The organism is Glycomyces sp. NPDC049804 (genome assembly GCF_040674615.1).
GTDB classification, from domain to species: Bacteria; Actinomycetota; Actinomycetes; order Mycobacteriales; family Micromonosporaceae; genus Glycomyces; species Glycomyces niveus.
Genome location: NZ_JBFAMQ010000009.1, coordinates 69,975 through 83,733 on the forward strand (window position 1 = coordinate 69,975; position 13,759 = coordinate 83,733).

The 13,759-nt window shown below is 70.2% G+C and carries 12 protein-coding genes; 4 read left to right on the plus strand and 8 right to left on the minus strand.

The window, feature by feature from the left end; all coding sequences use genetic code 11:
- The first annotated feature begins 27 nt into the window (after positions 1-27).
- Both AB0K52_RS16155 and AB0K52_RS16160 read left to right on the plus strand, forming a co-directional pair.
- The gene (locus AB0K52_RS16155) at positions 28-546 is read left to right on the plus strand and encodes an N-acetyltransferase (protein WP_363532291.1); all 519 of its coding nucleotides are present in this window, start codon (positions 28-30) and stop codon (positions 544-546) included.
- A 52-nt stretch (positions 547-598) separates the two neighbouring features.
- Entirely contained in the window at positions 599-1,084 is a 486-nt protein-coding gene (locus AB0K52_RS16160) for an RDD family protein (protein WP_363532294.1), read from the plus strand.
- Here the strand turns inward: AB0K52_RS16160 and AB0K52_RS16165 are convergent.
- Positions 1,081-2,388, minus strand: a complete 1,308-nt coding sequence (locus AB0K52_RS16165) for an MFS transporter (protein WP_363532297.1) — start codon at positions 2,386-2,388, stop codon at positions 1,081-1,083. The genes AB0K52_RS16160 and AB0K52_RS16165 overlap by 4 nt on opposite strands.
- Positions 2,389-2,449: 61 nt before the next feature.
- Here AB0K52_RS16165 and AB0K52_RS16170 point away from each other — a divergent pair, with 61 nt between their 5' ends.
- Entirely contained in the window at positions 2,450-2,995 is a 546-nt protein-coding gene (locus AB0K52_RS16170) for a winged helix-turn-helix domain-containing protein (protein ID WP_363532300.1), read from the plus strand.
- A gap of 226 nt (positions 2,996-3,221) precedes the next feature.
- Here AB0K52_RS16170 and AB0K52_RS16175 read toward each other — a convergent pair whose 3' ends face one another.
- The 4 genes from AB0K52_RS16175 to AB0K52_RS16190 all read right to left on the minus strand — a co-directional run bounded on the left by AB0K52_RS16175 (position 3,222) and on the right by AB0K52_RS16190 (position 8,263).
- Positions 3,222-4,841, minus strand: a complete 1,620-nt coding sequence (locus AB0K52_RS16175; RefSeq protein ID WP_363532303.1) for a glycerol-3-phosphate dehydrogenase/oxidase — start codon at positions 4,839-4,841, stop codon at positions 3,222-3,224.
- 13 nt (positions 4,842-4,854) lie between these two features.
- A complete protein-coding gene (gene glpK, locus AB0K52_RS16180; RefSeq protein WP_363532306.1) occupies positions 4,855-6,384 on the minus strand; it encodes a glycerol kinase GlpK in 1,530 nt (509 codons plus the stop codon).
- A gap of 67 nt (positions 6,385-6,451) precedes the next feature.
- Entirely contained in the window at positions 6,452-7,225 is a 774-nt protein-coding gene (locus AB0K52_RS16185) for an MIP/aquaporin family protein (protein ID WP_363532309.1), read from the minus strand.
- Between the two features lie 273 nt (positions 7,226-7,498).
- A complete protein-coding gene (locus AB0K52_RS16190) occupies positions 7,499-8,263 on the minus strand; it encodes an IclR family transcriptional regulator (protein ID WP_363532584.1) in 765 nt (254 codons plus the stop codon).
- A gap of 469 nt (positions 8,264-8,732) precedes the next feature.
- Here AB0K52_RS16190 and AB0K52_RS16195 point away from each other — a divergent pair, with 469 nt between their 5' ends.
- Entirely contained in the window at positions 8,733-9,608 is an 876-nt protein-coding gene (locus AB0K52_RS16195) for an SMP-30/gluconolactonase/LRE family protein (protein ID WP_363532312.1), read from the plus strand.
- 4 nt (positions 9,609-9,612) lie between these two features.
- On the opposite strand, the gene AB0K52_RS16200 is transcribed toward AB0K52_RS16195, so the two are convergent.
- The 3 genes from AB0K52_RS16200 to aspD all read right to left on the minus strand — a co-directional run bounded on the left by AB0K52_RS16200 (position 9,613) and on the right by aspD (position 13,751).
- On the minus strand, positions 9,613-10,233 hold the full coding sequence (locus tag AB0K52_RS16200) for a GyrI-like domain-containing protein (RefSeq protein ID WP_363532315.1): 621 nt from the start codon (positions 10,231-10,233) through the stop codon (positions 9,613-9,615).
- 191 nt (positions 10,234-10,424) lie between these two features.
- Positions 10,425-12,110 carry an aspartate-alanine antiporter gene (gene aspT / locus AB0K52_RS16205; protein ID WP_363532318.1) on the minus strand — a complete coding sequence of 562 codons (1,686 nt, stop codon included), beginning with the start codon at positions 12,108-12,110 and terminating at the stop codon, positions 10,425-10,427.
- Positions 12,111-12,131: 21 nt separating this feature from the next.
- Positions 12,132-13,751 (minus strand): aspartate 4-decarboxylase, encoded by a 1,620-nt coding sequence (gene aspD, locus AB0K52_RS16210; RefSeq protein ID WP_363532320.1) that lies wholly within the window; start codon positions 13,749-13,751, stop codon positions 12,132-12,134.
- Positions 13,752-13,759: the final 8 nt, after the last annotated feature.

The window sequence follows — 13,759 nt, forward strand, 5'->3', positions numbered from 1 at the left end:
GTATGGGCAGGCTGTGATACTCGGCCCGTGACTCTCATCCGACGCGAGATCGAGGGCGACGCGCCCCTCGTCCACGCCCTCCACGACGCCGCCTTCGCCACGGTCGCCTACGCCTCCGGGACGGAGGCCGCGATCGTCGACGCCCTCCGCGAGAGCGAGGACTGGGTGCCGCAGCTCTCGCTCGTGGCCGAGATCGACGGCGTACCGGTCGGCCACGCCGTGTGCTCGTACGGGCGGCTCGCCGGCGAGCGCATCCTCGGCCTCGGCCCGATCGGCGTCGACCCGGCGCTGCACGGCAACGGGATCGGGTCGGCCCTCATGCACGCGTCCATCGCGGCGGCCGACGCCCGCGACGAGCCCATGATCGTCCTCCTCGGCAACCCGGACTACTACGGCCGCTTCGGGTTCGAGCCCGCTTCCCGGTACGGCATCGCCCCGCAGGAAGCCGAGTGGGAGCCCGCGTTCCAGGTCCGCAGGCTCGCGAACTGGCGCGACGACCTGCGCGGCGCCTACACCTACTCCCCCGGGTTCGACGCCAAGAACTGAGCCGCCCACTCGCGGGACGGCCGGCTCGACACGCGCGGATACCCTGGGACGCATGGCAGCGAGCAGAGTCAAGGCGTTCGGCAACGGGACACGGTACGTCGAGGCCGGAGGCTGGGCGCGGACCTTCGCGTGGTCGATCGACGCGATCGTGGTCCTGTTCGGACTCCTCATGGGGGTCGGGGCCCTGGCCGCGCTCGATGATGCGCTGCACCTCGGCGGCGGCATGCTCGTGCTCGGCATGGCGGTGCTGCTCTTCGGCGTGCCGCTCCTCTACGGCCTCTGCTACACCGACGGCCGCGCGCTCGGCGCGCTGTGCACCGGCACGCGGCTGGTTCGGCTGCGCGACGGCGGGCGGATCGGCGCCAAAGGCCCGTGGGCCATGGTGATCCGCACCGTCCTCCTGCCGCTGCTCATCATCGCGGCCGTCATCGGCGGCACGGTGGACGGATCGTTCGTGCGCACCAGCATCGACGTCGGGCGCACGCGCGACCTCCCCGCGGGCAGCGGCGTCGACGGACTGCCCGCGAGGACGCCTTAGGCCGCGACCGGCTCGCGTTCCGGCTCGGGTTCGGGTTCGGGTTCGGGCAGGGTGCGCAGGTTCCGCAGCGGGGAGAAGAACACCGGCAGGAACGCCGAGCAGATGCCGGCGGCCGCGATCCAGAGCGTGGCGCGGGCGCCGAGGGCCTGGCCGAGGACGCCGCCGAGGAGCGACCCGACCGCGTACGCGCCGTAGACGATGAAGCGGACCGTCGCGTTCATCCGGCCGAGCATCCGGTCGGGGGTCAGGCGCTGGCGGAAGCTCACCTGGGTGACGTTGTAGACGACGCCGCCGATGCCGACGAAGGTCATCGCGACCGCGCCGAGCCAGACGCGCCATCCGGGTTCGGCCAGCGGGATGAGCAGGATCCAGGGCGAGGTCGCGGCGACCGAGATCCACACGACCGGGCCCTGGCCGAGCCGGCGGGTCGCCGGGCCGACGACGAACACGCCCGCCACCCCGCCGATGCCGAAGAGCGCGAAGAAGAGGCCGATCTCGCCGGGTGTCAGTCCCATGTCCCGGGGCAGGAAGACCACGATCATGGCCATGAACGCGCCCATCCAGAAGTTCCAGGAGCCGGTGCAGGCGATGATCGAGGCGAGGATGCGGTTCTTGAAGACGAACGCGAGGCCTTCCTTGACCTCCGTGGCGATGCGGGAGCCCTGGGCCACTTCGGGTTTGGCTTCGCGGCGGCGGATGCGCAGGAGGAAGAGCGCGGAGGCGCCGAGCGCGACGGCGTCGAAGGCCAGCGCGACGGGGGCGGTGAGCCAGGCGATGAGCTGGCCGGCGAGGACGGGGCCGCCGAGCTGGGCGGTGGAGCGGACGGTCTCGAGCTTGGCGTTGCCTTCGACGAGGTTCGCGCGGCCTACGAGGTGGGGCAGGTAGCTCTGGTAGGAGACGTCGAAGAAGACGGTGAAGGCGCCGATGACGAGCGCCACCGCGTAGAGCTGCCAGATGGTGAGCGTGCCGGTCCACCAGGCGATCGGGACGGTGAGGAGGACGGCGGCGCGGACGACGTCGCTCCAGATCATCACGCGGCGGCGGCGCATCCGGTCGACCCAGGCGCCGGCCGGGAGTCCGATGAGGACGAACGCGACCATGGTCATCGAGGAGAGCACGCCGACTTCGAACTCGCCGGCGTCGAGTGCGAGGACCGCCGCGAGCGGCAGGGCGAGCGAGGTGATCTGGTAGCCGAACTGGGCGACCGAGGTGGAGAGGAAGAGGTCGCGGAAGTCGCGTTCGCGGAGGAGGCCGAGGCGGTCGCGGCGCTGGGGCACGGCGGTGCCGTCACCGAGGGAGATCATGTGATTGAGTATTCCCAATCAATTGGGTTCTGTCAATCACTCGGACCGCTAGGATGAAGGCGTGGCAGAGCAGCGCAAGACCGAGAGGTTCAAGGACGACCGGCCGCTGGCCTCCGAGGCGGAGGCCAAGGCGGTGGCGTCGGCCGTGCGGCTGCGCATCCTGCGGTTGTGCCTCGACCAGGCGCTGACGAACAAGGAGATCGCCCAGCGGCTCGAGTCGAACCCGGCGACGGTGCTGCACCATGTGCGCAAGCTGGTCGACACCGGGTTCCTCGCGCCGCAGGAGGAGCGGGTCGGCGCGCGCGGGTCGCGGGAGATCCCGTACCTGGCGACGCGGAAGTCGTGGGCGCTGCGCCTGGGCGAGGAGCACTGGTCGGACCTGTCGACGGCGATGATGGACGCGTTCCGCACCGAGGTCGCGCAGCTGGGCGACCCGTCGAAGGTGAACATCGGCCGGCTCGGCATGCGGCTCAACGAGGAGCAGTACGAGGAGGTCGCCCGCAAGTTCAAGGTGCTCTTCGACGAGCTGGCGGCGATCCAGCCCGGTCCCGACGCGAAGCCGTACTCGCTGTTCACGGCGATCCATCCGGACGCGAGCCGGGATTGACGGGCCTTTCCGGCACCAGCCTTCAAATCAGACACCCGGGGCCCCCGATCGCCATGGTCGCATCGGGGTGCGACACGGGCCTTGTGAATCATTGCCTTTCGGGCTCTCGCCATCAAGACGGGCATTCTCAGGCCCCCCGGCAACAACCCTGCCACGGGGGTGCGACAGCACATGGCAAGGCCGCGACGCGAATGGGGTTCGCGTCGCGGCCTTGCCGCTCCCTCTTCTACTTTCGGTCGAGCAGTGCCTGGACTCTGGCGCGGACCTCGGGTGTGTCGAGGCCGCGGATCATGAGGGTGGTGCGGCGGCGCAAGACGTCGTCGGCGGTCTCGGCCCATTCGACGTCGCGGGCGTAGACGACCTGGGCCATGATCTCCGGGGCGTCCGGGTGGACGCGCTCGGCGAGCTCCGGGTGCTCCCCCGCCAGGCGGGTGATGTCGAAGGCGAGCGAACCGTAGTGCGTCGCAAGGTGCTTCGCAGTGTCCTCGCCGAGGTTCGGCAGCGGCGCGCCGCCGTCGGAGAGCAGCCGGTGCGCGACCGCGTGCGGGTTCGCGATGCCCGGCAGCGGCAGGCGGTGCGGCAGGTTCGCCATCGGCTCCATCTCCTGGCCGAGCGAGTAGCCCGGCAGGGCCGCGAGCTTCCTCATCACGGTCCGTCCGATGTGGCGGAACGTGGTCCACTTGCCGCCCGCCACGGAGAGCATCCCGCCGCGGCCCTCGGTCACCACGGTCTCCCGCTTGGCCTTCGAGGTCGCCCCGGGGCCGCCCGGGAGGACCCGCAGGCCCGCGAACGCGTACGTGATGAGCCCGGGATCGAGCTGCTGCGATCGCACCGAGAGGCTCGCCTCGTCGAGGATCTGCTTGAAGTCGGCCTTGGTGGGCGAGACCTGGCCCGGGTCGCCTTCGTAGACCTCGTCCGTGGTGCCGAGCAGGAGCATGTCCTCCCACGGCAGCGCGAACGTGATGCGGTACTTGTCGACCGGCGTCGCCAGCGCCGCGCCCCAGTCGCTGGTGCGCTTGAGCACCAGGTGCGCGCCCTTGGAGAGCCGGATGGACGGGTCGGCCCCGCGGTCCTCCATGCGGCGCAGGTGGTCGACCCACGGGCCGGTGGCGTTGAGGACGACGTGGGCGTTCACGCCGAACTCGGTGCCGTCGACCTTGTCGCGCAGATCGGCGCCGGTGACGCGGCCGCCGGTGAAGCGCAGGCCGGTGACCTCGGCGTAGTTGAGGACGGACGCGCCGGCCTCGACCGCCGCGCGGGTGGTCATGAGGGCCATGCGCGCGTCGTTCATCTGGCTGTCGCCGTAGACGGCGACGGCCTTGAGGTCCTTGACGCGCAGCTCCGGCACGGCCGCGCGGGCCTTGGCGGGACTGAGCAGGTGGCCGACGCCGTCGCCGAAGCCGGAGAGCGCGGAGTAGGCGAAGACGCCCGCGCCGAGCTTCGCGGCCCCGTGCGGGCCTCCCTTGTAGACGGGCAGGTAGAACTTGAGCGGGCGGGAGAGGTGCGGCGCCACCTGGCGGGTGACGGCGCGGCGCTCGAAGTGGTTCTCCGCCACCAGCTTCACCGCGCCGGTCTGCAGGTAGCGCAGACCGCCGTGGAGGAGCTTGGAGGAGGCGGAGGAGGTGGCGCCGGCGAAGTCGCCGGCGTCCACGAGGGCCACCCGCAGCCCCGACTGGGCGGCGTGCCAGGCCGTGGAGATGCCCAGGATGCCGCCGCCGATGACGAGCAGGTCGAACGTGGCGTTCCCCAGCTGCTCGCGCGTTTCGGCTCGGCCCACCCGCTCGGTGAAGCGGATCGGGCCGGTCGGGTTCGCCTCCGGGCCGGAGACGTGCTGCAAGGTGGTCATCGCGATGCTCCCTCTACTCGTCCTGCCAGCCCATGGTCCGCTCGACGGCCTTGAGCCAGTTCTTGTATTCCCGGTCGCGGACCTCGGGGTCCATGTCGGGGGTCCATTCGGCGGCGCGGCGCCAGTTCGCGCGCAGGTCTTCGACGTTCTCCCAGAAGCCGACCGCGAGGCCCGCCGCGTAGGCGGCGCCGAGGCAGGTGGTCTCGGCGACCATCGGGCGCACCACGGGGGCGTCGAGGACGTCCGCGAGGAACTGCATGAGGAGGTTGTTGGAGGTCATGCCGCCGTCGACCTTGAGCGCGGAGAGCTCGACGCCGGAGTCCTTGGTCATGGCGTCGGTGATCTCGCGGGTCTGCCAGGCGGTGGCCTCCAGGACGGCGCGCGCGATGTGCGCCTTGGTGACGTACCGGGTGAGGCCGGCGATGACGCCGCGCGCGTCGGAGCGCCAGTAGGGGGCGAAGAGCCCGGAGAAGGCCGGCACGAAGTACGCGCCGCCGTTGTCCTCCACGGACATCGCCAGGGTCTCGATCTCAGCGGCGGTCTTGATGAGCCCCATCTGGTCGCGCATCCACTGGACGAGCGAGCCGGTGACGGCGATCGAGCCTTCGAGGGCGTAGACGGGGTCCTGGTCGCCGATGCGGTAGCCGACGGTGGTGAGGAGCCCGGACTCGGAGTGGATGAGCTTCTCGCCGGTGTTCATGAGCATGAACGTGCCGGTGCCGTAGGTGGACTTGGCCTCGCCGGTGGCGAAGCAGGTCTGTCCGAACAGGGCGGCCTGCTGGTCGCCGAGGGCGGAGGCGACGGGCACGCCCGCCAGGAGCCCGCCGAGGGGGCCGCCGGTGACGGTGCCGTAGACCTCGGAGGAGGAGCGGATCTCGGGGAGCACCTGCATGGGCACGCCCATCTCGGCGGCGATCGCCTCGTTCCAGCTCAGGTCCTCGAGGTTCATCAGGAGGGTGCGGGAGGCGTTGGTGACGTCGGTGACGTGCACGCCGCCGTTGACGCCGCCGGTGAGGTTCCAGATGACCCAGGAGTCCATGGTGCCGAACAGGAGTTCGCCGGCCTCGGCGCGCTCGCGGAGCCCGGAGACGTTGTCGAGGAGCCAGGCGATCTTGGGGCCGGCGAAGTAGGCGGCGAGCGGCAGGCCCGTCTCCTGGCGCCAGCGGTCCTGGCCGACGTCCCCGCCGAGCTTCTTGCAGAGCACGTCGGTGCGGGTGTCCTGCCAGACGATGGCGTTGTGGACGGGCTTGCCGGTGCGCTTGTCCCACAGCATGGTGGTCTCGCGCTGGTTGGTGATGCCGATGGAGAGGATGTCCTCGCGGGAGGCGCCCGCCTTGACCATGGCCCCGGCGACGACGTCCTGCACGTTCTTCCAGATCTCGGCGGCGTCGTGCTCGACCCAGCCGGGCTTGGGGAAGATCTGCTCGTGCTCCTTCTGGTCGACGGCGACGATGCGGCCGTCGCGGTCGAAGATGATGCACCGCGAGGAGGTGGTGCCCTGGTCGATGGCCGCGATGAACGGGCCGGTGTGCGTGTCGGTCATGGTTCGCTCCAGAACGTCGTTGTCGTGGTGGGAGTCGGCGAGGGATACGTCGATTGTGTCCTCATCGCTACCCGAGGGCAACGTTGTAGAGGAGGCCGGCGAGGACGCCGCCGACCACGGGGCCCACGACCGGGATCCAGGCGTAGCCCCAGTCGGAGCGGCCCTTGCCCTTGATGGGCAGGATCGCGTGGGCGATGCGGGGCCCGAGGTCGCGGGCGGGGTTGATGGCGTAGCCGGTGGGGCCGCCGAGCGAGAGGCCGATGCTGACGACGACGAGCGAGGTGATGAGTACGCCGAGGGTGCCCAGGCCGTTGCCGGCGTCGTTGAGGCCCTGGGTCAGGATCGCGAAGACCAGCACGAAGGTCGCGATGATCTCGGTGACGAGGTTCTGGGCGGCGTTGCGGACCTCGGGGCCGGTGGAGAAGATGCCGAGGACCGGGCCGGCCTTGTCGTCCTTGGCGCCTTCGACGGCGTCGGCCTGGTGGGCGAGGTCGGCCATGTGGGCTTGGAACTGGCCGTAGTAGGCGGCCCAGGCGAGGACCGCGCCGAGGAGGGCGCCGACGATCTGGGAGGCGATGTAGACCGGGACCTGGTCCCACGGGACGTTGCCCTGGACGGCGAGGCCGAGGGTGACGGCCGGGTTGAGGTGCGCGCCCGAGATCGGGGCGGCGATGTAGGCGGCGGTGAGGACCGCGAAGCCCCACCCGAAGGCGATGGCGAGCCAGCCCGCGTTCTGGGACTTGGACTTCTTGAGCGTGACGGCGGCGCACACGCCCGCGCCGAGGAGGATCAGCACCGCGGTGCCGACGACCTCGCCGAGGATGATGTCTGAGTTGGACACACCGACTCCTTTGTCTGCGTCCGAGGCCGACACCGGGGGTTTCGACCTCGTTGGAAGGGCTTGTTTCGACACGGGCGGCGGATCGAACACCGAAGCCGTTAGGCGTTCGACAATGCCGACCGATGTACGAAAGTGTTCTCCTTCCATACCACCCCGTCAAGTGATATGTGACCTCCATCACATCTCCAATCGTGAAACGCCCGAAACGCCTGCAAGACAGGCATACCAGGGTCACACGGGAAGCGCAGGGAAGTGCAGGAAACGGACGAAACGCTAGAAGGGCTTCGCCCCGAGATCGCGCGAGACGGAGCGGGCCGTGTCGCGCACGGCGGCGATGAGCTCCGGCCGCAGCTCGCCGTCGCGGCAGACCCGCTCGACCGCGCCGGTGATGCCGACCGCGCCCACCGCGAGGCGGCGCCGGTCGTAGATCGGGGCCGCCACCGCGGCGACCCCTTCGAGGGTCTCCTCGTTGTCCGTGGCGTAGCCCTGGGCGCGGGTGAGGTCGAGCGCGCGCTCGATCTCGTCGAGCTCGGTGACCGTGCGGGCCGTGAACGGCTCGCGCTTGGCGTCCACGAGCTCCGCGTGCGCCACCGGGTCCGTCGCGGCCAGGACCTTGCCCAGGGCCGTCGAGTGCAGCGGCTGCATCGCGCCCACCTCGAGCACCTGGCGGCTGTCGTCGGGGCGGAAGACGTGGTGGACGATGAGCACGCCGTGCTGGTGCAGCACACCGAGGTAGACCGCCTCGCCCGAGGAGCGCGCGAGGTCGTCCGTCCACACCAGGGCGCGGGCCCGCAGCTCGTGGACGTCGAGGTAGGTCGTGCCGAGGCGGAGCAGCTCCGCGCCCAGCTGGTAGCGGCCCGAGCCGGGGTCCTGCTCGACGAACCCCTCGTGCTGGAGGGTGCGGAGGATGCCGTGGGCCGTGGCCTTCGCCAGGCCGAGCGAGGAGGCGATGTCGGACAGGCCGAGGCGGCGCTCGCCGCCCGCGAGCAGCCGCAGCATGGCCGCCGCCCGCTCCAGCGACTGGATGTTCTTGGCCACCAGCACGCCTCCGTTCCTCAGGTGTCCGACGCGGCCGAGTCCCCTCGGCGGTGCCGCACCTGACGATGCCGCACCCGGCAGCGCCCGTTCAGGCAGTGCCCCGTTCGACAATGCTAAACGCTATCGGTCCTTGCCGACCAACCGTGTCCGCCTTTCGGGTGGCACCGAGGGCGTTCGCGGCACGCGGACGGCGGCGGGCCTCCCGGTCCGCCGCCGTCGGCTCAGGGGCCGGCAAGCCGTAGCGGCTCTTGAGGTGGCGCCGTCGGTCGCGCAGGCGCCTTCGCTTGAGGAGTGCCGGGTCCCGTGTTCGCTTCCCGTCGCGAAGCGGCGGCCGGTCCGTTCCCGGCCGTCTTGCGTTCGGCTAACGTGAAGGGCGGCCGCCCCAGGGCCGCAACCGGTGACCGGAACAACCGCTGTTCACGTTCACGCGAACCAGCTATATTGAGGAGTTTCGATGCACAATGCCCCGGTGGGTTTCCGGAGACTGGACGAGCGCTTCGCGGTCGCGGGCGACGACTACCTCGAGTGCCTGTTCTCCGGCGGACGCTGGACCGAAGGGCCCGTGTACGTCCCGTCGGGCAGGTACCTGCTGTTCAGCGACATCCCCAACGACCGGATCATGCGCTGGGACGAGACCGACGGCTCGGTGAGCGTCTTCCGCTCCCCCGCCGGGTACACGAACGGCCACACCCTCGACCGGCAGGGACGGCTCGTCTCGTGCTCGCACGGCCGGCGGCGCGTCGAACGCACCGAACTGGACGGTTCGGTCACCGTCATCGCCGACCGCTGGGACGGCAAGCGGTTCAACAGCCCCAACGACGTCGTGGTCGCCGGTGACGGCGCGGTCTGGTTCACCGACCCGCCCTATGGGATCACGAGCGACTACGAGGGCCACCGCTCCGACCCGGAGATCGACGGCTGCCACGTCTACCGGGTCGACCCCGCCTCGGGCGCGGTCGAGCGCGTCGCCGACGACTTCCAGCGGCCCAACGGCCTCGCCTTCTCCCCCGACGAGTCCGTGCTCTACATCGCCGACACCATGGGCGGCCACATCCGCCGGTTCGATGTGGACGGCGCGAAGCTCTCCGGCGGCGAGGTGTTCGCCGAGTCGCCGGGCGGCGGGTTCGACGGCATGCGCGTCGACGTCGAAGGCCGGGTCTGGGCCGCCGCGGCCGACGTCTACTGCTTCGACCCGGACGGCACGCACCTCGCGACGCTGCCGATCCCCCAGCCCTCGGTGTCGAACCTGGTGTTCGGCGGCCCGAAGCGAAACCGGCTCTTCATCACCGCGACCGACTCGGTCTACTCGATCATGCTGAACACCAACGGGACCTGGCGGCTGTGACATATCAGCCGACGCGCCGCACCGGCTGCCTGAGGATCGTCCTCAGCTTTTCCTCCGGGGTCCGCCGCGGATCGCTGAGGTAGATCTCGTGGTGGTCGCCGTTGAAGTCGAGCCCGTGCTCGGGCATGAAGTGCCGGTGCATCCGCTCCAGCGTCGACGACTCGGACTCGTACGAGCCGATGTGGAGTGTCTGCACGCAGGTGCCCTCGGTGAGGGTCAGCAGCCGGACGAGCCCGAGCGACGGGTTGGACCGCTTCTCCGCGACCGAAGCCGCCGCGGCCGCGACCATCTCCTCGGTGATCCATTCCGGCTGGTGCACCAGCAGCGTCCACTCCCAGGACTCCTTCCGCAGTTCGGCGAAGGCCCGCGGGTCCTCCGCTCGCCACAGCCCTTCGAGCGGGGCGACGACGTAATCGCGCCCGAGCTCGTTCTTGCTGGTGAACTTGAGCGTGTAGGACATGCCGTACAACGCCTCGAGGGCCTGCGCGAAGGACTCGGCGGTGTTCGGGTCGCCGCGCCCGTCGACGGCGAGGTACTGGAATTCGGGCACCTCCACAACGGCGAAGTCGTCGGCCGACGCCGAGTACAGCTCCCGGTGGGCCTTCTTCACGTCGTACTTGTCCATCACCGCAGCCTAGAATCATCGGCCGACCCGCCAGGGCGGATCGGCGCATCGGGCGCAGATGACGGTCACCCGGCCGGGCGCGCGGGCGCTGCTCGCCGGTCTCATGGCGCGCTCGGGCGAGTCGAGGCGGCGACCCGGCCCCGCCCGGGACCGCTCGCCACCCGTTCCGCTGTGCACGGGACCCGGGCGCCCTAGCTCATGGCGTGGGCCATCGCGACGACGATCGGGCCGAGCAGCGGCAGGACGACGTTCGAGAAGGCGTAGACGATCGTGTAGGCCATCAGCGGGGTCGCGTTGCCCGCGGCGGCCTGCACGGCCGTGACGCCGGGCGTGGAGCACTGCTGGCCTGTGACCGAGCCGAGCACCAGCGGCGCGGGGAGCTTCATGAGCTTCCAGGCCACGAAGAACGACACGAACGCCGGGATCGCGGTCATCGCGACGCCCGCGATCGGCAGGCCCAGGCCGAACTCCTCGACCAGCTCCACGGCCTGCGGGCCGGACGAGAGCCCCACCGCGCAGATGAACACGGCCAGGCCGAGGGTCTTGATGACGTCGGCCGCGCCGGAGTCGTACTGGCCGAACGTGGGCCGCTTGGAGCGGATCCAACCGAACAGGAGGCCCGCGAGCAGGCAGCCGCCGCCGGTGCCGAGCGTCAGCGGAATCGTGCCCACGGTCCACACCAGCATGCCGATGAGGAAGCCGAGCACGACGCCGATCGCGATGAACACCATGTCGAACCGCACCGCGGGGTCGAGCCGGAACCCGACCATGGGGATGACGCGGCTGAGGTCGCGGCCCGCGCCCGCCAGGCGCACCGTGTCGCCGTGCTGGATCAGCGTGGACGGCTTGACCGGCAGCTCGTGGTCGCCGCGGGTGATCCTCTGCAGGTACACCCCCTGGCGCTCGGACTCGAAGTCGCGGCGGATCTCCGCGAGCGTGGTCGCCTCGTAGCCCTTGCGGGTCACCACCACGTCGGCGAGGTCGAGGCTCATCGCCATCGACTCGTCGAGGGCCACCTCCTCACCGATCCGGTTCGCCGAGCCCACGAGGGCTTCGCGGCGCCCGACCACGAGCACGCGGTCGCCCTGCGCGAGTGCGAGGTCCGGGGCCAGCGCGACCTTCTCGCCGTCCCGCAGGACCTCCTCGACGGTGATGTCGCCGAGGTCCGCCTGCAGTTCGGCGACGGTGCGGCCGGTGGCCGCGGTGACCCTGTACTCGCGGCCGACGACGGCCGGGGCGGCGGGCGCGGCGGTGTCCTCGTCAGCGCCGCCGCCGAGCTGCTTCCACAGTTTCGCGGCCTCGGCGCGCAGGTCGATGCGCATGATGAGCGGGAAGAACTGGCTCGAGAACAGCACGATGGTGATGAGTCCGCAGATGTAGGAGATCGAGTAGGCGGTGCCCACGTTGTTCTGCAGCGTCTCGATCTGGTCGGCGGGCAGGTCGAGGCGGCCGATCGCGTCGGTGGCGGTGCCGACCGCGGCGGATTCGGTGGCGCCGCCGGCCAGGAGCCCGGCGGCGGTGCCCACGTCGAGGTTCATGATGAGGATCGCGGCCGCGGTGACGACCAGGACCGAGACGACCTCGATCCCCGTGAACGTGGCGTACTTGAGGCTCTTGCGGTTGAGGCTGGCGAAGAAGGTCGGGCCCGAGATGTAGCCGAGCGTGAAGATGAACAGGGCGAAGGCGATCGTCTTGACCTGGTCGTTCAGCTGGATGTCGGCGAGCATGCCGACGAAGATCGCGACCACGAGCGTCCCGGCCACGCCGCCCAGCGAGATCTTCCAGATCCGCACCTTGCCGAGCGCGAACCCGAGTGCGAGGCAGACGAACAGCGCGATCTCGGGCGTGCCCGACAGCGTGTCCTTGATCCAGTCCATCTTCCGCTCCTCCGTGTCGCCTTAGCGGCGCTGCCGCTGGAATTCGGCGTGGTACTGGTCGCCGATGCGGCGCAGGGCCGCGCCGATGCGCTTGTAGGCGTCCATGCGGAGGTTCGCCATGCTCACCCGGACGGACCATTCGGGGCCGTCGAAGCCGCCGCCGTTGAGCAGGACGACCGATTCCTCCTCGGCGAGGCGGAAGATGGGGTCGACGGGTTCGAAGTTGGCCTGCATCCAGTCGGCGAACTCGGCGCCCCAGTTGCGCTCGGCCCAGCTGAGGAGGTCGAGCTCCACGTAGTAGTTGGCGGCCTCGGGGTCGTCCGGGTAGGGCACGTCGAGGCCCTCGACGAGGGCCTTGAGGCGGCGGGCGATGATCGCCTGGCAGTCTCGCTTGTACCGGTCCTCGGTGTCGGTGAGGCAGTGCAGGGAGAAGAAGGCCATCTGGACCTGCTGCGGGGTCGAGAGACCGGCGGTGTGGTTGAGCGCCACGTCGCGGGAGTCGGCCACGATGCGGTCGATGAACTTGAGCTTCTCGGGCTCGAGCGTGATCGACGAGTAGCGTTCGCGCAGGACGGCGGTGTGGGCCTCGTCGAGGGCCTTGATGCGCTTGTCGAAGACGTTGTCGCGGGCGACGGCGATGACGCCCAGGCGCCACCCGGTGCATCCGAAGTACTTCGAGAACGAGTAGACGCCGATGGTGTGCGAGGCCTGGCTCGACATGAGCGAGGTGAACCCGTTCGTGAAGGTGCCGTAGACGTCGTCGGTGATGATCATCAAGCCCGGGTTGTCGTTCGCGACGATGTCGCGGATGCGCTCCAGTGTGGCCTCGGCGAGCTTGACCGAGGGCGGGTTCGAGGGGTTGACGAGGAACAGGGCCTTGATGGAGGGGTCCTTGAGCTTGTCGATCTCCTCGTCGGGGTACTGCCAGGTGTGGATGCCCTCGTCGGTGTTCTTGGAGGCCTCGAGTTCGACGATGTCGAAGTCGTAGCGCTGCAGGTGCGGGATCTCGAGGTAGGGCGTGAAGATCGGGACCATGAGCGCGATCCGGTCGCCTTTGTCGAGCAGGCCGTTGACTTGCGCGGAGTCGAAGAGGTAGCACATGGCGGCGGTGCCGCCTTCGACGGCGTAGAGGTCCCAGCCGCCCGCGGGGGCGCCGCCCATCTCGGCGTCGAGGTAGGCGTGCACGACCTGCTCGGTGTGGACGAGCATGCGGTCGGGGACGGGGTAGTGGTCGCCGATGATCGCGTCGGCGAGTTCGCCCACCCAGGCGTCGGGTTCGAAGCCGAGGACGTCGATGCCGTAGGCGACGTAGGAGGCGAGTGAGGAGGCGCCGGGCGCGGAGGCGTTGGCCTTGAGGTAGTCGTCGAGGCGTTCGGCGATGCCGTCGGGCTGGGGCATGCCGCCGAGGTTGTCGAACTCGTCCCAGTCGCGGCGGGTCTCGGTCACGGCGAACTGCCCGAAGAGGAAGAACGCCTCGCGCGGGGCGGTCGCGGTCCAGTTCGGGTTGCCGCGGCCGGCGTTGACCATGGCGAGGGCGTTGGCGCGCTGGTTCTCCCCGGCGAGGTCGATGAGGCGGTTCTTCAGCTCGAAGGGGCTGAGCCCTTCGAGGCGCTTCTCTTCGGCGCGGTCGACCTTGGACATGGCGGTTC